General features: G+C 60.1%; 18 protein-coding genes. 13 read left to right on the forward strand and 5 right to left on the reverse strand.

Annotated features, from left to right (window positions below; genetic code table 11):
• Positions 1-1,371: a magnesium transporter gene (gene mgtE, locus AC1DYF_RS23600; protein ID WP_477879207.1), complete on the reverse strand. Its 1,371-nt coding sequence runs from the start codon at positions 1,369-1,371 to the stop codon at positions 1-3.
• A gap of 925 nt (positions 1,372-2,296) precedes the next feature.
• Between mgtE and AC1DYF_RS23605 the strand changes: the two genes are divergently transcribed.
• The 8 genes from AC1DYF_RS23605 (at position 2,297) to AC1DYF_RS23640 (ending at position 8,459) form a co-directional block, all read left to right on the forward strand.
• On the forward strand, positions 2,297-3,259 hold the full coding sequence (locus AC1DYF_RS23605) for a flagellin N-terminal helical domain-containing protein (RefSeq protein ID WP_477879208.1): 963 nt from the start codon (positions 2,297-2,299) through the stop codon (positions 3,257-3,259).
• Positions 3,260-3,419: 160 nt separating this feature from the next.
• Complete coding sequence (locus AC1DYF_RS23610) at positions 3,420-4,238, forward strand: alpha/beta hydrolase (protein WP_477879209.1); 819 nt, start codon at positions 3,420-3,422, stop codon at positions 4,236-4,238.
• A 31-nt stretch (positions 4,239-4,269) separates the two neighbouring features.
• Positions 4,270-4,677, forward strand: coding sequence for a (R)-mandelonitrile lyase (locus AC1DYF_RS23615; RefSeq protein WP_477879210.1), 408 nt, complete (start codon positions 4,270-4,272; stop codon positions 4,675-4,677).
• 118 nt (positions 4,678-4,795) lie between these two features.
• Complete coding sequence (locus AC1DYF_RS23620; protein WP_477879211.1) at positions 4,796-5,965, forward strand: alpha-D-ribose 1-methylphosphonate 5-triphosphate diphosphatase; 1,170 nt, start codon at positions 4,796-4,798, stop codon at positions 5,963-5,965.
• 181 nt (positions 5,966-6,146) lie between these two features.
• A complete protein-coding gene (locus AC1DYF_RS23625) occupies positions 6,147-7,295 on the forward strand; it encodes a hypothetical protein (protein WP_477879212.1) in 1,149 nt (382 codons plus the stop codon).
• An 88-nt stretch (positions 7,296-7,383) separates the two neighbouring features.
• A complete protein-coding gene (locus tag AC1DYF_RS23630) occupies positions 7,384-7,626 on the forward strand; it encodes a hypothetical protein (RefSeq protein WP_477879213.1) in 243 nt (80 codons plus the stop codon).
• A 190-nt stretch (positions 7,627-7,816) separates the two neighbouring features.
• Complete coding sequence (locus tag AC1DYF_RS23635) at positions 7,817-8,077, forward strand: hypothetical protein (RefSeq protein WP_477879214.1); 261 nt, start codon at positions 7,817-7,819, stop codon at positions 8,075-8,077.
• Positions 8,078-8,240: 163 nt separating this feature from the next.
• Positions 8,241-8,459 carry a hypothetical protein gene (locus AC1DYF_RS23640; protein ID WP_477879215.1) on the forward strand — a complete coding sequence of 73 codons (219 nt, stop codon included), beginning with the start codon at positions 8,241-8,243 and terminating at the stop codon, positions 8,457-8,459.
• Positions 8,460-8,475: 16 nt separating this feature from the next.
• On the opposite strand, the gene AC1DYF_RS23645 is transcribed toward AC1DYF_RS23640, so the two are convergent.
• The 4 genes from AC1DYF_RS23645 to AC1DYF_RS23660 all read right to left on the reverse strand — a co-directional run bounded on the left by AC1DYF_RS23645 (position 8,476) and on the right by AC1DYF_RS23660 (position 11,389).
• The gene (locus AC1DYF_RS23645; protein WP_477879216.1) at positions 8,476-9,741 is read right to left on the reverse strand and encodes a D-arabinono-1,4-lactone oxidase; all 1,266 of its coding nucleotides are present in this window, start codon (positions 9,739-9,741) and stop codon (positions 8,476-8,478) included.
• 293 nt (positions 9,742-10,034) lie between these two features.
• Positions 10,035-10,220: a hypothetical protein gene (locus AC1DYF_RS23650; protein ID WP_477879217.1), complete on the reverse strand. Its 186-nt coding sequence runs from the start codon at positions 10,218-10,220 to the stop codon at positions 10,035-10,037.
• A gap of 167 nt (positions 10,221-10,387) precedes the next feature.
• A complete protein-coding gene (locus AC1DYF_RS23655) occupies positions 10,388-10,885 on the reverse strand; it encodes a metallophosphoesterase family protein (protein ID WP_477879218.1) in 498 nt (165 codons plus the stop codon).
• Between the two features lie 297 nt (positions 10,886-11,182).
• A complete protein-coding gene (locus tag AC1DYF_RS23660) occupies positions 11,183-11,389 on the reverse strand; it encodes a hypothetical protein (protein WP_477879219.1) in 207 nt (68 codons plus the stop codon).
• Between the two features lie 222 nt (positions 11,390-11,611).
• Here AC1DYF_RS23660 and AC1DYF_RS23665 point away from each other — a divergent pair, with 222 nt between their 5' ends.
• The 5 genes from AC1DYF_RS23665 to AC1DYF_RS23685 all read left to right on the forward strand — a co-directional run bounded on the left by AC1DYF_RS23665 (position 11,612) and on the right by AC1DYF_RS23685 (position 16,968).
• Entirely contained in the window at positions 11,612-11,809 is a 198-nt protein-coding gene (locus AC1DYF_RS23665; protein WP_477879220.1) for a hypothetical protein, read from the forward strand.
• A 170-nt stretch (positions 11,810-11,979) separates the two neighbouring features.
• Positions 11,980-12,297, forward strand: a complete 318-nt coding sequence (locus AC1DYF_RS23670) for an ArsR/SmtB family transcription factor (protein ID WP_477879221.1) — start codon at positions 11,980-11,982, stop codon at positions 12,295-12,297.
• A gap of 136 nt (positions 12,298-12,433) precedes the next feature.
• On the forward strand, positions 12,434-12,634 hold the full coding sequence (locus AC1DYF_RS23675; protein WP_477879222.1) for a YgaP family membrane protein: 201 nt from the start codon (positions 12,434-12,436) through the stop codon (positions 12,632-12,634).
• 96 nt (positions 12,635-12,730) lie between these two features.
• Complete coding sequence (locus tag AC1DYF_RS23680) at positions 12,731-13,702, forward strand: efflux RND transporter periplasmic adaptor subunit (protein ID WP_477879223.1); 972 nt, start codon at positions 12,731-12,733, stop codon at positions 13,700-13,702.
• Positions 13,703-13,719: 17 nt separating this feature from the next.
• A complete protein-coding gene (locus AC1DYF_RS23685; protein WP_477879242.1) occupies positions 13,720-16,968 on the forward strand; it encodes an efflux RND transporter permease subunit in 3,249 nt (1,082 codons plus the stop codon).
• Positions 16,969-17,440: the final 472 nt, after the last annotated feature.

The following is a 17,440-nucleotide window of genomic DNA, read 5'->3' on the forward strand; positions in this document are numbered from 1 at the left end:
TCACAAAAGCGTGCCCCGCAAAAACAGCAAGGCCACGGAGAAATAGATCACCAGACCCGTCACATCCACCAGCGTCGCGACGAAAGGGGCGGATGCGCTGGCCGGGTCGAAGCCGAGCCGCTTGAGGATAAAAGGCAGCATCGAGCCGGACAGCGATCCGAATGTCACAATGCCAATCAGCGCAGCCCCGATGGTGACGGCCAAGAGAACCCAATGTGGGCCGTAATCATACAGGCCGAACATCTGCCACGCGGTGATCCGAATGATCGCCAGCACACCGAGTACGGCTCCCAAGGCGATCCCTGTGGGTAATTCCCTGAGCGCAATTCTCCACCAGTCTCCCAGCTGAATTTCCCTCAGGGCCAAGGCGCGGATGATGAGCGAGGTGGCTTGAGAACCCGAATTGCCCCCCGAACTCATGATCAGCGGGATAAACAACGTCAGTATGATCGCTTTTTCCAGCTCTCCCTCGAAAAACTGCATGGCGTTGGCCGTCAGCATTTCTCCGAGAAACAGAACTGCAAGCCAGCCGGCCCGCTTGCGCAACATTTGAACAAGGCCGATGTCCATATAAGGCTGGTCAAGGGCTTCCATACCGCCGAACTTCTGGGCATCCTCCGTGCCTTCGGCCACGATGGCGTCGATAATGTCGTCGACAGTGACGATCCCGAGCACATGGTGCCTGTCATCGACCACCGGCACGGCCAGAAGGTCATATTTGGAGATGAGCCGCGCCACTTCCTCTCTGTCCGTGAGAGGGTGAACCAGCAACGGCTTTCGTGGCGGAGCAACCGACAGGATCATTGCGGCAGGATCGCTGACGACGAGCTGGCGCAAGGTCACCGCCTTGAGCAGGGCTTTTGTCTTTGGGTCAAGCACGTAGATGGAATAGACGGTTTCCCGGGTGCGCTCCACGACGCGAATGTGGTGCAAGGTTTGCGCCACCGTCCAGTTCGACGGCACGCTGACGAATTCCGTGGTCATGATGCTGCCGGCGGTGCGACGGGGATAGGCCAGCAACTGGCGAACAGACGCCTGGCTGTCGATGCTCAGGCCCGTGAGCAGGCTCTCGCGCGCCGGCTCGTCTATGCGCCGGAATATATCGGACCTCTGGTCGGCCGACATATGCTCCAGAAGTGCCACCGCCTGGGCATGCGGAAGCAGTTGCAGAAGCTCGTGCGGCTCATTCAGTCCGGGTTGGTCGAAAATGTCGACGGCCCGGTCAAGCGGCAGCAAGGCCAGGACCGCCACGGCCTCATCCTGGTCCAATTCGTTGAGGATCTCGACGCTGTCGGCGACGTGCTCGTTCGGAATACGCTCGGCAGTCGCCTGAACGTCAAAGGGCTCTGCAAGTTCGGTGGTGTTTTCCATCGTGTTCACCTGGATTGGCCGCCGCCAGCCATCCGGGATGAGCAACCCTGGGGCAGCCCTACACGAAAGGAGGAAGCGGCGAAGTCAATCGACTGTAACTGTCGCTTGGCATGATGTTGGGTTCCTTGTTGGTCGCAGTGCTGCGCAACACCGGCTCACTGTAGGGTTTCTACACTCCAGTCAATGCTTCAACTCGTCGCACTTGCAGGACTTTTGAAACGAGCTCCGAAGCCAAAGCCCGTGGCAACTTTTTCGGTTCAAGTGACGCGCTTGATCCCTTCGTTTTTCGCATGACCTTATCCCGAAACAGGAACCGCTTTCGGACGACATACTTCGTTTCTGGAGATGCGTTCGGTCTCTTCCGCAAGCCCCGCTTCCGGATGCGCACCGGCAGCGGTTGCAAGTGCAGATATGATTAGGCACGGGATCACCGCAGGCTTCGATGCGGAGCACAGCGCACGGACATTGCGCGTGATAGATCTTCGTCATTGCCTGTCTTGCCTCGTCATGCCTTATCGATTGTATTGTGCAGAAATCGACAGCGTATTCCTTGAATTGTGACGCGACCTGATCCCGATGAACGAAAAGCAATTCAATGGTGAATGGAGATTAACCATGTTAAACATAAATATTTATAATAATTAATTGCATAAATCTAAGTTAAATAGAAAATTTACGGAATATTTAGGCAGATAAATATGAAGGCATGCCATAATAACCGATAATTAACCATAACAAGCGGTTACTTTTGCTGGCGGCTTAACCTTAATTCTTTAGCAAGGGATAGGGTAAATACTTCTCCTCACACGACGTTAAGGTTTCAAGCGAGAAGCAAACCGACGGGCATGACGCCACTACGCTGTGACCGGTAAGATTTTCGAACCCGGCGTGTCCCAACCTGGTAACTCGTAAAAAGGGACTTCCCATGTCTAGCATCATCACCAACGTCTCCGCCATCGCCGCCCTGAAGACGCTGCGTTCCATGGACGAGCAGATGGCCACGACGCAGAACCACATCTCGTCCGGTTATCGCGTCGAATCGGCGGCCGACAATGCTGCCTACTGGTCGATCGCCACGACCATGAAGTCCGACAAGTCGGCGATGAGCACTGTCCAGGACGCTCTCGGTCTCGGCGCCGCCAAGACGGACACCGCCTATACCGGCCTGAACTCGGCCATCGACGTCATGACCACCATCAAGACCAAGCTCGTCGCCGCCCGCGAACCGGGCGTGGACAAGGCCAAGGTCAATGCCGAACTGACCGAACTGAAGAGCCAGCTGAGCTCGATTTCCGAATCTGCCTCGTTCTCCGGCCAGAACTGGCTGTACAACGCCGACACGACCGCCAACACCACCGTTGAAATGGTCGGCTCGTTCAACCGCTCCGACACGGGTGCCGTCTCGGTCGGCGTGCTCAAGTTCGACACTGCCACGTCGACGCTGATCGACAGCAGCGACTCCTCGCTCGGCCTGCTGACCGCCGACCATTCCACGACGGTTGTCACCAGCACCGGCAACGTGACCAATACATACTACCTGCTCAACGTCAGTGCCGCGACAGGCCCGAGCGGCACCGAAATCAAGCTGGATGCGTCGACCACCAACCAGGACATCGACKGCATGATCTCCGCGGTCGACTCCATGCTCAGCACGATGACGGACACCGCCGCCAATCTCGGTGCGGCCAACTCCCGCATCACCATGCAGAACGACTTCGTCAAAAACCTCATGGACACGATCGACAAGGGCGTTGGCCGCCTCGTCGATGCCGACATGAATGAGGAATCGACCAAGCTCAAGGCCCTGCAGACCCAGCAGCAGCTCGGCATCCAGGCGCTGTCGATCGCCAACTCGAACTCCGAAAACATCCTGTCGCTCTTCCGTTAATCGGAAACGCGGATCTGAGAATTGGCCGTCCGGGAAACCGGGCGGCCTTTTGGTATTCCGACTGCCTCTTCTTGCTTCCACGAATTCGAAGGCTATCATCTCTGTTGTCTCGGACCGCTTGGCCTGGGTTGCCGCAGAGCTGTAACAGGGGAGGGAAGTCTTGGAGAGCGATCCATTCCGGATTCGCGCGCATGTCGCGGACTTCGAGGACATTCTGCGCGATATGCTTGAGCGCAGTGAGGCGGCGCGGCTGCGCCTGCCGATGGCCGTGAATATCGCCTATGGTACGGACCCGACGGAAACCGTCGATCTGTTCTTTCCGGCGGACCGGGGGCAGGGGCTGCCGGTGCATTTGTTCATCCATGGCGGTTACTGGCGGGCATTTTCCAAGCGCGATCACTCCTATGTCGCCGACACGATCACTGCCGCTGGCGCAATCGCCGTCATCATCGATTATGCACTGATGCCGACGGTGCGGATGGGCCATATCGTCGACCAGGTGCGGCGCGCCAAGCGCTGGGTGCTCGACCATATTGCCGAGCACGGCGGCGACCCGTCGCGGCTGACGGTGAGCGGCCATTCGGCAGGGGCGCATCTCTCGACTTTCCTGTTCGACGCGGCGGAGACGCCATCGCAAGTCCGGGCGGCGCTGCTTCTTGGCGGGCTTTACAATCTCAAACCGTTGCAATCCTCCTTCCTGCAGGCCGAGAACGGCATCACGGAGGAGGAAGTCGCGAATTTTTCGCCGCTGACGCATCGGTTCGATCCGGCCGTTGCCGTCGATGTAGTCGTCGGCGAGGACGAAACGCCGCCCTTCCTCGAACAGGCCGATCGCTTTGCATCAACGCTTCGAGCTCAGGGCCTCTCGGTGACCGAATTTCAAGTCCCCGGCGAGAATCATCAGAGCAGCGTACGCGATCTCGGCATTGTCGGAAGCGAAACCGGCCAACGGCTGGCGCGATTGATCGCCGCACATTAAAAGTTTTTCGGTTCCAAGCAGGAGGATCGCCATGGAGATCAAACGTTGCGGCTCGCGGCCGTCGGTCACGCCGTCACCGGACTATTTTACCGGATCGGTGCGCCAGGATCCGATCATGCAGGCACCGGCTCCGGCCCGGGTGCAGGTCGTCAGCGTCACGTTCGAACCCGGCGCCCGGACGACATGGCACACGCATCCGCTCGGTCAGACACTGTTCGTCACCGCCGGCTCAGGCCTGGCGCAGGTCTGGGGCGGGCCGGTTGAGGTGATCCGCGCCGGCGATACGATCTGGTTTGCACCGGGCGAAAAGCATTGGCATGGGGCTGGCCCGACCACAGCAATGACCCATATCGCTATCCAGGAGACCGTCGATGGGCGCGCCGCCGACTGGATGGAGCCGGTCAGCGATGCAGATTATGGTGCTTCCACCGCCGGATGATTGGTCGTGCCCTTCCTTGGGTGGCTACAAAGGTCTGCCGACTGTCATAAATGTGCAAAGATCAAGTTCTATCCGGAATGCACACGATTGTCCGGACGACTCCCGATAGGATAAAATCATGAATGTGGTGACCGATATCGCGCCGCAGGAAAACAGGCTTTTTCCCCGCGCCGTTTCCCTGGCCAATGCAAAGCTGGTGCTAGAGGACCGTGTCGAGGAAGGCACCCTTTCGGTCCGCGACGGCCTGATCTCCGGCATTGGCGCCGCGCCGGATGCGGGTTCCAACGTCGTGGTCGATTGCGGCGGGGATTATCTGCTGCCGGGGCTGATCGACCTGCATACCGACAATGTCGAGCATTACTTCTTCCCGCGCCCGGGCGTGCAGTGGGAAGCATCGCTGATGGCGGTGCTTTCGCATGACGCGCAGGTGCTGGCGTCGGGCATCACCACGGTGTTCGATTCGCTGTCGCTCGGCGAATATGACGGCACCGGCCGCCGCAGCCGGCTGCTCAAGGATGCGATCGAGGCGATCAGCCGGGCGGTCGACGAAGGGCTGATGCGCGCCAATCATTATTTCCATTTCCGCTGCGAACTGTCCGATCCGGCGCTGGCGGCGATCGTCACAGATCATCTCGACAATCCGCTGTTGAAACTGCTCAGCGTCATGGACCATACGCCCGGTCAGCGGCAGTGGTGGAACCTCGATCTTTTCCGCGAATACCGCCGCACTAAGAACGGCACGGCCTGGACCGACGCAGAGTTCGAGGACTACATGGTCGAGCGCCGGCGCAAGCAGGAAGAGTTCGTGCCGCAATATCGCCGGATGGTGCATGAGGCAGGCACGACCCGCAACATCCCGATCGCCAGCCATGACGACACGACGATCGCCGATGTCGATGATTCCTTCGCCCATGGCATCACGATCAGCGAATTCCCGACCACGATCGAGGCGGCGCAGCACGCGCATGATCTCGGCATGAAGATCGTCATGGGCGCCCCGAATGTTGTGCTCGGCCGCTCGCATTCCGGCAATGTCAGCGCCACGACGCTGGCCGAAGCAGGGCTGCTCGACGTCTTGACCTCGGATTACGTGCCGTCCAGCCTGCTGCACGCGCCGTTTATCCTTGCGGACAAGGGCCTGCCGCTCAACGAGACCGTGGCCATGGTGACGGCGAAGCCGGCCGATGCGCTGGGCATGAGCGACCGCGGCCGGCTTGCGGATGGCTTGCGGGCCGATCTGGTGCGGGTGCGGATGATCGACGGCATGCCGATCATCCGTGGTGTCTAGGTCGGCGGACGACCGTATCTCTGACCGCGACGCATTGAGGCCACAAACAGTCCTTAAGCAAAGCTGCATGTACCGGCGCGGGGCCGGACGACAGGGCGGATAAACGCCTTGATGCATCGATGGCTGAGCCGCGGAGCGGGACGGCCATCGGTGAATTCTGAACTGCAGTGGCGGGGGATGAATGCGCTTCGGTCGATTCGGCGCGGCTCTCATTGGATTGCTGGCATCTCAGTTTCTTCATTCTCCGGCGTCGGCGAACGGCCAGGTCGGCGCAGCAGCCGTGACCATGCTGAAGCCGGTGACGCTCACCGAATTTATGGCGCTCGGCATTCACAATCGCGGCCCGCAAGAGGCATTCGGCGTCATTTATTTCATCGACGGGCTTGACCCGACAGAGCGGGCGCCGGATGATTTCAAGCCGACCTATCCCTATCTCGCAGCACTGAACGGCACGTTCGGCTGGGATGTGGTGAACGCGAAATATCCCAATTCCGAGAAGGAGATAGCGACGTCGGTGCCGCGCGCCGTGGCCTATGTGAAGGCGCGCGTCGAGGCGCTCAAGGCCAAAGGCTATAAACGCATCGTGCTTGCCGGACAGTCCTGGGGTGGCTGGGTGTCGATCAATGTCGCCGAAGTCAAGGATGCCGCCGCCAAGCTCGACGGGCTGATGCTGGTGGCACCCGCGGCCTATGGATCGAAAGTCTGGAAGGGCTCGGACAATCCTTACTATCTGCAGAACCTCACCGAATATGTCCGCCATATCAAGTCGGTCAGGACGCCGACCGTTGCAGTCTTCTTCAACGGTGACGATTTCGATCCCGGCCAGCGCGGCGACGTCACCGATGCCTTTCTGGCGCGCAACGCCACGCCGCTCCTGCTGATCGACCGTCCGGAGGGCCTTGCCGGTCATGGTGCCGGCTGGCTGCCGCCATTCGCCGATCGTTATGCCGGCTGTATCGGCAATTTCCTGCAAGCGCCGAAGACCACACGCTGTGGCGAGCAGACCCCGCCGGCGGTCGCTGCGGGCAAGCTGACGGAAAAGGATGTCCAGGCCGACAAGGCTTTCGCGCCAGCCGACCAGAAAGAGATTGATGGCACTCAATTCGTCATGACGACGCCGGATATCAATGTCCAGGTGCTGCGCTTCGGTGACAGCAAGGTTGAGATCGCCGCTGCCGATGGCGATTTCGAAAGCCCGGCGACCGCGCATGCGAATCAGGCTTGCGTCGATGACCAATGCTATCGCCTTTATCGCGCCTCCCCGGACAGATATCTCGGCTTTCACGAGGATGGCAGCTTTGCCGGTTGGCTGACGCCGGTCGCACATTAGGTCCTTTCCGCAGGCATTGATCGACGGAACAAACGCCTGAATCACGCGTTTGCCGAGCATTAGTGCTATCTCAGGAAAGGAGCTCGAAATGAAGAAGATGTTCGTTGCCGCCACCGTGGTGGCGCTCGTTGCGACGGCGCCTGTTGCCGAGGCGGCCAGCGCCAAGGTGACTGGACTTGCCGGTGGTGCAGTTGCCGGCGCTATTGTCGGCGGCCCTGTGGGTGCCGTGATCGGCGGAGCGGCCGGTTATACGATTGGTTCGGCCGTCGACAACGATCACCGCCGTGTGATCAAGCATCGCCATTATCGGCATGTCGAACGGGCCTACTAAATTTATGGTTGCGGGCGAGCGAAAGGCTCGTTCGCCCGCACTGAATCGATTTAACACCGGCCCGACAAATTTTTTTCTCCCAGTGAACATTTTGCCATCTTTTGAGTTAATGTAGCATTCGGCAAGGGGGAAAACAGAGGTCAAGTCTATGAAGAAAAACTCAATTATAGCTCTCGCCTTGGGCGGTTTGATGGGTGTTGCAGCCCTTGCGCCGGCCGAAGCCATGCCCGTGACCAACCCGGTGGTCAAGCAGTCGACCGACGTGCAGCAGGCACGCGTGGTGATTCGCTACGGTTACTATCGTGGCTATCGTGGCTATCGCGCACGTCGTCCCGGTTGGCGCTTCTATGGCGGCTATTGGTATCCGCCGGTGGCATTCGGCCCGGTTGTTATTGCACCGCGTCGTGGCTGGGCATGGTGCGGCCCGCGGTGGCGCCGCCATCGCTGCTGATAGCGAGAGATATCTGACGAAAAACCCGGCGGTGACGCTGGGTTTTTTACTCTCGTTCTGGTGTCCGTCCGGCGAATTCTCGTCTCAAGCGGGAAGGCCCGGAACTTTCAAACCCGCCGCCTGTTGGTTACTCGAGAAAGCCAGGAGCGATTGGGAGATTGTCATGCAACGCACCGAAACGGCGAATCTTGCCAGGAAGTATCTTCGGCTTGGCGGTAAGCGGAAATCTGCGGCCGACGACAACGCCATGTCCACCCGCCTCTGGCAGGACGAGCCGGAAGAGGCGGAGACCTATTGGAACGCCAATATCGCCTCGCTTCCGTCCAAGAAGCGCAAAGAGGTAGAATCGCATCTTCCGTCGATCAGCGGCGACAGCCGGTAGATTCTGAAGGCGTCGATCAGGAGGCCAGGGGCGCCGTCGTTTCCCCGAAGACGACGTCTTCCAGCCATTCATTGGAGAATTTGCGCTTAGGGTCCATCCGGTCGCGGATTACTTTGAAGGCTGGCAACATGGCGTAACGCGGGCCGACATGGCCGCGGGAGAAGACCTTGCCCCAGTGCGGTCGTGCATCGAATGGCGAAAGAGCCTCTTCGATGCGCCTCACTGCGGCGTCCACGGCTTCCGCGTGCTTGAACCAGGTGAAATGCATCGAGAGCGTGTCGCTCTTATATTGCGGGCTGAGCCAAAGCGTGTCGGCCGCGACGGCCCTGAATTCGGTGGTCTGCACCAGCGAGCGGAAACTGCCGCGGATGGAGGCAACCGCCTTGATCGCAGCGGCAGCATGTCTGCGCGGAACATGAAACTCGGATTGGATCTCATCGCCATTGCTCGGCGTGAAACCCATCTTGAAATGCGGCAGCCTGTCCGACCACGCACCGGAAGCGCCCATCTGGTCGGTCGCGTGCGTCGGATCCATGTCCGGGATCGGATGCCTTTTGACGACGGCAAGCGTGGCGCCATGCAGCACTGCCGGCACATCATCCGAAGAGGCGGCCCGCTTCACCCAGACCTGCCCGGCCGGATCGCCCCAGAGGGTGAAGATGCTGACGCTGTATCCGGCGCGCATGATGTCGTCGAGGTTCTGATACAGACTCTCCCAGCTCAGCCCTTCATAGACGTTCTGCTGGATTTCGAAGGCGGGCTGAACGTCAAGCGTCACCCGGGTGACCACGCCCAGGGCACCGAGATGCACCACGGCACCATCGAAATCAGGCTCGCCGCGGCTGAATTTGACGATGTTCCCATCGGCGGCCATGATCTCGATGCTGCTGACTGCCGTCGCCAGATTGCCGTTGCGTTCGCCTGATCCATGGGTGGCCGTCGCGATCGCACCGGCGATGGAAATATGCGGCAGCGAAGCAAGATTATGAACGGCGAGACCGTGGACCGAGAGAAAGGCGGCAAGATCGCCATAGGTGGCGTGACCGGCGATGGAAACCTTCCGACCATCATCCTCGATCGCTGGTGCCAGCGGAATCCGGCTGAGGATGACGGCCACATCGCCGTCCGCGATGGCATTGAAGGAATGCCGCGATCCCAGCACTTTGATGCGATCCGCAACGGCAACCGTTTCCGCCAGTTCGTCGATTGATGCCGGGAAGAGGCCGGCGCGGAAGCCGTAGCGAAAGCTCTTTGCCCAGTTGCTGTCTGGAATGTCGGTCATTCGGATATCTCGTGAAGGAAGCATCATCAGGATCGGTAAGGCAGCCGTTTGGCGAGCGTCGCTTGGAACCGTTAGCACCCTTGCTGCGGGCGATGATAGCCGTTGTTGTTCAATTGAGAACGGATGCGTCGCTCTTTTTTCCGATCCGGCCTGTCGTGCTGCGTGACGAAGAGCGGAACAACAGCCAGAGATATGGTGTCGGTCGCGGACGACATCGCGAGAGGGCGGCGCAGGTCGTCTCGGCTCGCCAAATTCCATGGAGGCAAGCCGGAAGCCGAAGCTTCGTCAACGCTTTAGCTGAAGAAATACTTTTCCCGGAAATTCCAGATGCCGATGAGAATGCCGACGGCGTTCAGCACCAGGATGAGCGGGTTGACGTGCCAACCCTGGACGGTGGCGATCAACAGCGTCCCGAGGATATAGCCCAGGATCAGCAGCGGCAGCACGGCGAAGAAGAATTTGAAGGTCAGGAACGGCACGGGTCACTCCAGAATTTTTTGTGCGCCTTAACGGGGTGACCGCGTCAATATCAAGGCAATATTGTGCGAAATTGTAATGGCGTCCGGCTGAGCTATGCTTGCGTGACAGGAGAGCAACAAAACGGCCCGGTGAGCTTGTTCGCCGCCTTCGGGCCGAGCAATCCGATTTACCTGCCGCGGTGCGGCGTCAAGATCTCCGAGAGCGTCCGCGGTTGCAGGCCCTGGGGATCGATGCCGACGTCGAACTGCCTCGGCATCGGTTTCAGCCGGCCATGCGAATGGCCGTGCAGGTTGATCGAGCGCTTGCCCATCTGGTTCCAGGTCCGGAAGGGATAATGGCAGAGAATGAGCAACTGTCCGTCGACCGTCAGTTCGACATAGTGCTGCACGCTCGCCCAACCGGCGGCCGCGGTCGTCGCAACGGGATCGTTGTTGCCGATGATCAGATGTTTCGTCCCGTTGAGTTGCGCAAGCAACCCTTCCGCCAGACCAGGTCGCTTGGCTGAAAAATCGCCGAGATGCCAGACCTCGTCATGCGGCTTGACGATCCTGTTCCAGTTGTCGATCAGCGCAGCATCGTGCTCGACCATGCTGGCGAACGGCCTGCGATCGATGCGCAGCACGCGGGCGTCGCCGAAATGCGTGTCACTGGTGAAATAAATCATCTCAATCGCTGCGTGTCGGCTGTTTGACGCGACGGCTGCTGTAACATGGGCTTGGCCAACCTGTCCGGCCCCAAGAAAAAAGAAGGCCGCACGAAGCGGCCGAAACAGGCCGCGGATGAGGTGCGGCCAGACTGGGGGAGTGAAACCAGAGAGATTGCCCGGAGACACGATGCCGCACCCAGCCGGCTTGCCGCAATAGGCAAAAATTCCCGGCCGTTTCGCCGGCCAAAGTCGATGATCGGATAAAGCCTCGATCGCCATGGGAAAAACATGCCCGACAGCCCCGTGAACTCGTCCCTATTCGGGGGCGTCGGCGGGATCGGAATCTTCCGTCAAGGACTGTTGTTGCTGGCGGATCAGCTTGGCCAGGACATCGACAGTTTCGCGCGTCGAAAAACCCGCCTCGTTCGCCTGTGCGATCAGTTCCGATATCACGGCGTACAATTGCGTTCGTAAATCTTCCAAATGATCGGAGCCATCAGATGGACGACGCACCAGTTTCATGCACTTCTCCAAAAAGAACGCGGCATTGAGCCGGATCAGATTACGCCATCCTACTGCCTTGGTGGAATCCTTTTATATTAGCAATACTTAATATTGGTCCGATATCGCACATTCGCGCGTCTGCCTGTGTTGAGCGCCGGCCCTGGCCATTTTGACGCACCAGGCAACATTTCCGCACCGATTTCGTTTCTTTCGGCGGAGAGCAACAGAGAGGAATACCGCATGTCCAAAATCCTCAGAACCACACTCGCATCCGCCTTCGCCATCGCGTCCATCGCCGGCGCCAGCATCGCCTTTGCCGCCGACAGTGGCGGCACCAGCAGCAATAAGAGCCATGTCGGCAAGGTTGCAAAGAGAAACGACTGCGCCAAGTCCAGCGGGATAAAGGCAAAGGACATCAAGGCCAACTGCACGAAGTAGCCGAATGGGTGTTTGCCGCCGGGGGCCGCCGGCGACCGGCACATGCTCGACACATGCCGCCCGGCAGTCCAGCGCTGCCGGGCTTTCCTCTATTCGATCTTCAATGTTGAGATACGATCGCGAGGGCTCGTCACCTTGAAACGTCAAGATCCTTATGTATATTCGTATCTATGAAGATTGATTCTGAAGCCATGAAAGCCGGCGCCGAAATGGCGAGCGAATTGTTGAAGTCGCTTTCCAACCGCTATCGGCTGCTTATCCTCTGCCGCCTTGCCGATGGAGAACATTCCGTCGGCCAATTGGCGGACTTCCTCGGCATCCGCGATTCGACTGTGTCGCAGCATCTGGCGTTGTTGCGGCGTGACAAGATCATTGCTGCTCGCCGTGACGGCCAGACGATCTGGTACCGGATCGAGAGCGAGCCGGCACGTGCGGTGGTGAACACGCTCTACAACAATTTCTGCCGCACAGAAGATTGTATATCTTAGGCTGGCAGCGCCTCGCGATCGGGTCGCAGGCTTCGACATAACAAAAAATCGGGAACCAGTGTGCCAGACCTTGACAATCCACATCCAAAATATTCATATTATCGTAGGTACGAAATTATGTATTAAGGAGCGTCCTATGACAATCGATCGCGCAGTCCTCGCCTTCGCCGGCGCCATGGTGCTGGTATCCGTGCTGCTGACCCACTTCGTGCATCCAGGCTTTGTCTGGCTGACGGTATTCGTCGGCGCAAATCTTATCCAGTCCGCGTTCACAGGCTTTTGTCCTGCCGCAATGCTGTTGCGGAAAATCGGCCTACGATCGGGCACAGCATTCTGAAGCGTGTCGGGTGAATAAGGGTTCACGCGATACGCTTCAGAGCTCTTTGTCTGCGCATGTCTTTTTCGCGAGACATGCCTTAATCGAGGTGACGCGATGATGCGCCTTTCCGTCTGGGGCATGCTGGTTCTGACAGGCATGCCGATCTCCGCCCATGCTGCGAACCTGACCTTGACGTCGACGACCATCCCCGAATGGAAGGCCGTCTACGGTCAGGTCGAAGCGCGCGACAGCGTGCTGGCCCGCGCCCGCATCGGCGGCACAATCATCGAACTCCGCGTCACGGAGGGCGATATGGTCAAGTCGGGAGCCGTCGTCGCCGTGGTCAAGGACGACAAGATCGACTTCCAGATCAAGGCGATCGATGCCCAATTGCTTGGCCTACAAGCTTCGTTGAAGAATGCCGAGACTGAACTCGACCGCGCCCAGACGCTGATCAAGAGCGGTGCGACCACCGTCGCGCGGCTCGACCAGTTGCGAACCGAGGCCGATATCGTGCGCAACCAGATCGCCGCGACCCAGGCGCAGCGCTCCGTGCTTGTGCAGCAGGAGGCGGAGGGCAGCGTGCTTGCCCCGAGCGGCGGGCGTGTCCTCAAGGTCCCGGTCACCAAGGATGCGGTCGTGCTGCCTGGAGAAGCGATCGCCGATATCGGCGGCGGCGGTTTCTTTTTGAGGCTGGCCATCCCCGAACGGCATGCCGCTTCGCTCAGGCAAGGCGCGGCAATCCGGATCAGCGCCGGTGGCAAATCGCTCGCCGGCACGCTGGCAAAAATCTATCCCCGGATCGAGAACGGCCGGGTGATCGCCGATGTCGAGGTCGGCAATCTCGACACGAGTTTTGTCGATGCCCGCGTGCTCGTCGAGCTTCCCGTCGGCTCGCGCCGGGCGCTGGTCGTTCCGCGTTCGGCGGTGGCGACGCGGTCCGGGATCGATTTCGTTACGGTGGTCGAGAACGGAAAGCCGGTGGAGCGCGCCGTCGTCGCAGGCGACGCCATCGAGATCGACGGCAGGCCCGGCATTGAAATCCTCACCGGCCTCGAACCCGGCGATATCGTGGTGGTGCCGTGACCGTTGACGACGAGACGATGCAAAATCCCGACAGGTCACCAAATCCGCCAGTGCCGTCTGTCGATGAAGATGTAGGGCTGACCAATCTGGGCATAGCCGGCAACCTGACGCGCATTTTCATCAAATCGCCGCTGACGCCGCTCTTCCTCCTGGCGGCCTTCGCCTTTGGCCTCGTGGCGCTGTTGACGCTGCCGCGCGAGGAAGAGCCGCAGATTTCCGTGCCGATGGTCGACATCATCGTGCAGGCTCCAGGGTTGAGGGCGGACGATGCGGTGAAGCTTGTCACCGAGCCGCTCGAAACCATCGTCAAGAGCATTGGCGGCGTCGAGCATGTCTATTCGCAGTCGGCGGACAACCGCGTCATGGTCACGGCCCGGTTCATGGTGGGCACGTCGGCGGATGCGGCCATTCTCAGGGTGCGTGACAAGGTGCTCGCCAATATGGACCGCATTCCGGTCGGCATAGCCGAGCCGATGATCGTCGGCAGGGGGATCGACGATGTCGCGATCGTCTCGCTGACATTGTCGCCTAAGCCGACCGCCGCGAGCCGCATCACCGCCAACGACCTGACGCGCGTCGTCCGTGAACTGCGCACGGAAATGGCCAAAGTCGACGATGTCGGCCTGACCTATCTCGTCGGCGAAACCGATGAGATCATCCGGATTTCGCCGCAGCCGGAAAAACTGGCGCTCTATGGCATCACGCTGCAGCAATTGGCCGCCAAGGTCCAGGGCGCCAACAGCGCGGTCCCGGCCGGTACGGTGCGCGACCAAGGCAACCAGATCGACGTCATGGCGGGCGAGACCCTTTCATCGCCCGACGCCATCGGCAATCTGTTGCTGACGTCGCGCGACGGCCGTCCGGTCTATGTCCGCGATGTCGCAGACGTGTCCTTCGCGACGGACACGAATGATGCGCTGGTGGCGACCGTTCGCAAGAGCGGCGCCTCCATGGAGCGCGTCCCTTCGGTGACGCTGGCGATCGCCAAACGGGCCGGCTCCAATGCCGTCACCGTTGCCGAGACGATCCTGCACCGCGTCGAGATGCTGAAAGGCAATCTCATTCCTGCCGATATCCAGGTCGAAGTGACGCGTAACTATGGCGAAACGGCCGATGAGAAAGCCAACGAGCTGCTCTACCATCTCGGGCTTGCGACGCTCTCCATCATCGCGCTCGTCTGGATCGCCATCGGCCGGCGCGAGGCCTTCGTCGTTGCCGTCGTCATCCCGGTGACGATCCTGCTGACGCTGTTCGCCTCGCGGCTGATGGGCTATACGCTCAACCGCGTTTCGCTTTTCGCGCTGATCTTCTCGATCGGCATTCTCGTCGATGACGCGATCGTGGTGATCGAGAACATTGCCCGCCACTGGGGTATGAGCGAGGGCAAGTCACGCCGGCGCACCGCTATCGAGGCCGTCGCCGAAGTCGGCAATCCGACCATCGTGGCGACGCTGACCGTCGTCGCGGCATTGCTGCCGATGCTGTTCGTCTCCGGCATGATGGGACCCTATATGAGCCCTATTCCGGTCAATGCCTCGGCGGCGATGATCTTCTCGTTCTTCGTCGCCGTGATGGTGACGCCCTGGCTGATGCTGAAGGTTGCGGGCAGGGCACCCGCCCATGCTCATGACGACGGCCATGGGGGCGGCATGCTCGGCCGCGTCTATTCAGCGGTTGCCCGGCCGATCCTCTCGTCAAAGGCGGCGAGCTGGACTTTTCTGCTTGTCGTCGGTGCGCTGACGCTCGGCTCGCTCAGCCTGTTCTACACCAAGGACGTCACGGTCAAATTGCTGCCGTTCGACAACAAGTCGGAGCTGTCCGTGACGATCGACTTGCCGGAAGGCGCATCCATCGAGGCGACCGATGCGGTGGCGCAATCGATCGCCCGCATCGTGCTCGCCATGCCCGAAGTCGTCTCGGTGCAGACCCATGCCGGAACGGCTGCACCCTTCAACTTCAACGGCCTGGTGCGCCATTCCTATCTTCGCGCCTCGCCCTACATGGGCGACGTGGCGATCAATCTGACGCCCAAGGGCGAGCGTAGCCGCAGCAGCCACGCGATCGCGCTCGACATCCGCAAGCGGCTGGCGGCCGTGAAGATCCCGGCCGGGACCAGCCTCAAGGTGGTCGAGCCGCCACCCGGACCGCCGGTCATGGCGACGCTGCTTGCCGAAATCTATGGCCCCGACGCCGAGACGCGGCGCAAGGTCGCCGACAAGGTCGAGGCTGCCTTCCGCTCCGTGCCCTTCATCGTCGATGTCGATAACTCCTATGGCACGCAGGCGCCGCGAAAGCGGCTGACCATCTCCACCGACGATGCGGACTATTTCAAGGTCGAGGAAAGCGACGTCTTCGATACGATCGCGGTGCTTTCAAACGGCAAGACCATTGGTTATTCGCATCGCGGCATGGGCCGTCCGCCCATCCCGATCCGCCTCGAACGGGCGAAGGGCGAGAAGACGCTGGACGAACGCTTTCTGACGACGCCGATCCCGGCCAACGTGCTGCCCGGTGCAAACGGTGTCGTCGAACTCGGCGATGTCGTGCATGTCAGCGACGAAAAGACGTCTTTTCCGATCTTCCGGCACAATGGCAATGCGGCCGAAATGGTGACCGCCGAACTGGCCGGCAGCTATGAAGCGCCGCTCTACGGCATGCTCGCCGTCCAGCAGGCAATCGACAGGCAGGATTGGACGGGGCTGCAGAAGCCCGTCATCGCGCTGCACGGACAGCCGGATGACCAGCGGCATACGACCCTGCTCTGGGACGGTGAATGGGAGGTGACCTGGGTGACTTTCCGAGACATGGGCGCCGCCTTCATGATCGCGCTCGTCGGCATCTATATCCTGGTCGTCGCCCAGTTCGGCTCGTTCAAGCTGCCGCTCGTCATCCTGACGCCGGTGCCGCTGACCTTCATCGGCATTCTCCTGGGCCACTGGTTGTTCGGCGCGCCGTTTTCGGCGACATCGATGATCGGCTTCATCGCGCTTGCCGGCATCATCGTGCGCAATTCGATCCTGCTCGTGGACTTCATTCGTCATGCTGACAGGGCCGGCCGGCCGTTCACCGACGTGCTGATCGAGGCGGGTGCGATCCGCTTCAAGCCGATCCTGCTGACCGCATTGGCGGCAATCATTGGCGCCGCTGTGATCCTCACCGATCCGATCTTCCAGGGGCTGGCGATCTCGCTGCTGTTCGGTCTGATCTCTTCGACCCTGCTCACCGTGCTGGTCATCCCGGCCATCTACCGGGTGCTGAGGACATGACGGGATGATCGACGAGACGGCGGAACATGTGCTCACGTCCGGATCGGGTCATCGAGCATACGGCGATGTAGCGATAGTTACCCGTAGTCTAATTACGAACCCTGACTGCAACCTGGAGCGTTTCCGGGCTCTCATGCAGGCTGGCAAATCGCGCGCCCATGTAAATCGGCGTTGCATCGGTTTCCAATATGCAGCATATTATTAACTCATAATACAAACAGCAGTATCGCCGTATTCTTTGGCTTCGGTTCGGGCGCAAGACAGCGACCGGCCACGCCAATTGTTTGCCCTTATGGGATGGGAGGCGGATGATGCGCATTCAGTCGGATTCCCGAGGAAACCTGGATGGTCTCGATATCGGATGGCTTGACCCTCTCGATAGTGCCTGGGGTGATGTTCGTCTTGGGGGCTCGGCTGAACGATGGGCGTTCGCGGCTCTGCCGCAATCGCAATCATGGACTGCCGAACCGGC

It is taken from the genome of Rhizobium sp. P2_G9 (assembly GCF_056403475.1).

Bases quoted from the DNA above. Each gene is read 5' to 3' on its own strand.
- AC1DYF_RS23670 (WP_477879221.1), top strand. From the start codon at position 11,980: ATGAAGATTGATTCTGAAGCCATGAAAGCCGGCGCCGAAATGGCGAGC.
- AC1DYF_RS23680 (WP_477879223.1), top strand. From the start codon at position 12,731: ATGATGCGCCTTTCCGTCTGGGGCATGCTGGTTCTGACAGGCATGCCG.
- AC1DYF_RS23620 (WP_477879211.1), top strand. From the start codon at position 4,796: ATGAATGTGGTGACCGATATCGCGCCGCAGGAAAACAGGCTTTTTCCC.
- AC1DYF_RS23660 (WP_477879219.1), bottom strand. From the start codon at position 11,389: ATGAAACTGGTGCGTCGTCCATCTGATGGCTCCGATCATTTGGAAGAT.
- AC1DYF_RS23615 (WP_477879210.1), top strand. From the start codon at position 4,270: ATGGAGATCAAACGTTGCGGCTCGCGGCCGTCGGTCACGCCGTCACCG.
- AC1DYF_RS23665 (WP_477879220.1), top strand. From the start codon at position 11,612: ATGTCCAAAATCCTCAGAACCACACTCGCATCCGCCTTCGCCATCGCG.
- AC1DYF_RS23635 (WP_477879214.1), top strand. From the start codon at position 7,817: ATGGGTGTTGCAGCCCTTGCGCCGGCCGAAGCCATGCCCGTGACCAAC.
- AC1DYF_RS23630 (WP_477879213.1), top strand. From the start codon at position 7,384: ATGAAGAAGATGTTCGTTGCCGCCACCGTGGTGGCGCTCGTTGCGACG.
- AC1DYF_RS23625 (WP_477879212.1), top strand. From the start codon at position 6,147: ATGCGCTTCGGTCGATTCGGCGCGGCTCTCATTGGATTGCTGGCATCT.
- AC1DYF_RS23645 (WP_477879216.1), bottom strand. From the start codon at position 9,741: ATGACCGACATTCCAGACAGCAACTGGGCAAAGAGCTTTCGCTACGGC.
- AC1DYF_RS23685 (WP_477879242.1), top strand. From the start codon at position 13,720: ATGCAAAATCCCGACAGGTCACCAAATCCGCCAGTGCCGTCTGTCGAT.
- AC1DYF_RS23675 (WP_477879222.1), top strand. From the start codon at position 12,434: ATGACAATCGATCGCGCAGTCCTCGCCTTCGCCGGCGCCATGGTGCTG.
- mgtE (WP_477879207.1), bottom strand. From the start codon at position 1,371: ATGGAAAACACCACCGAACTTGCAGAGCCCTTTGACGTTCAGGCGACT.
- AC1DYF_RS23640 (WP_477879215.1), top strand. From the start codon at position 8,241: ATGCAACGCACCGAAACGGCGAATCTTGCCAGGAAGTATCTTCGGCTT.
- AC1DYF_RS23655 (WP_477879218.1), bottom strand. From the start codon at position 10,885: ATGATTTATTTCACCAGTGACACGCATTTCGGCGACGCCCGCGTGCTG.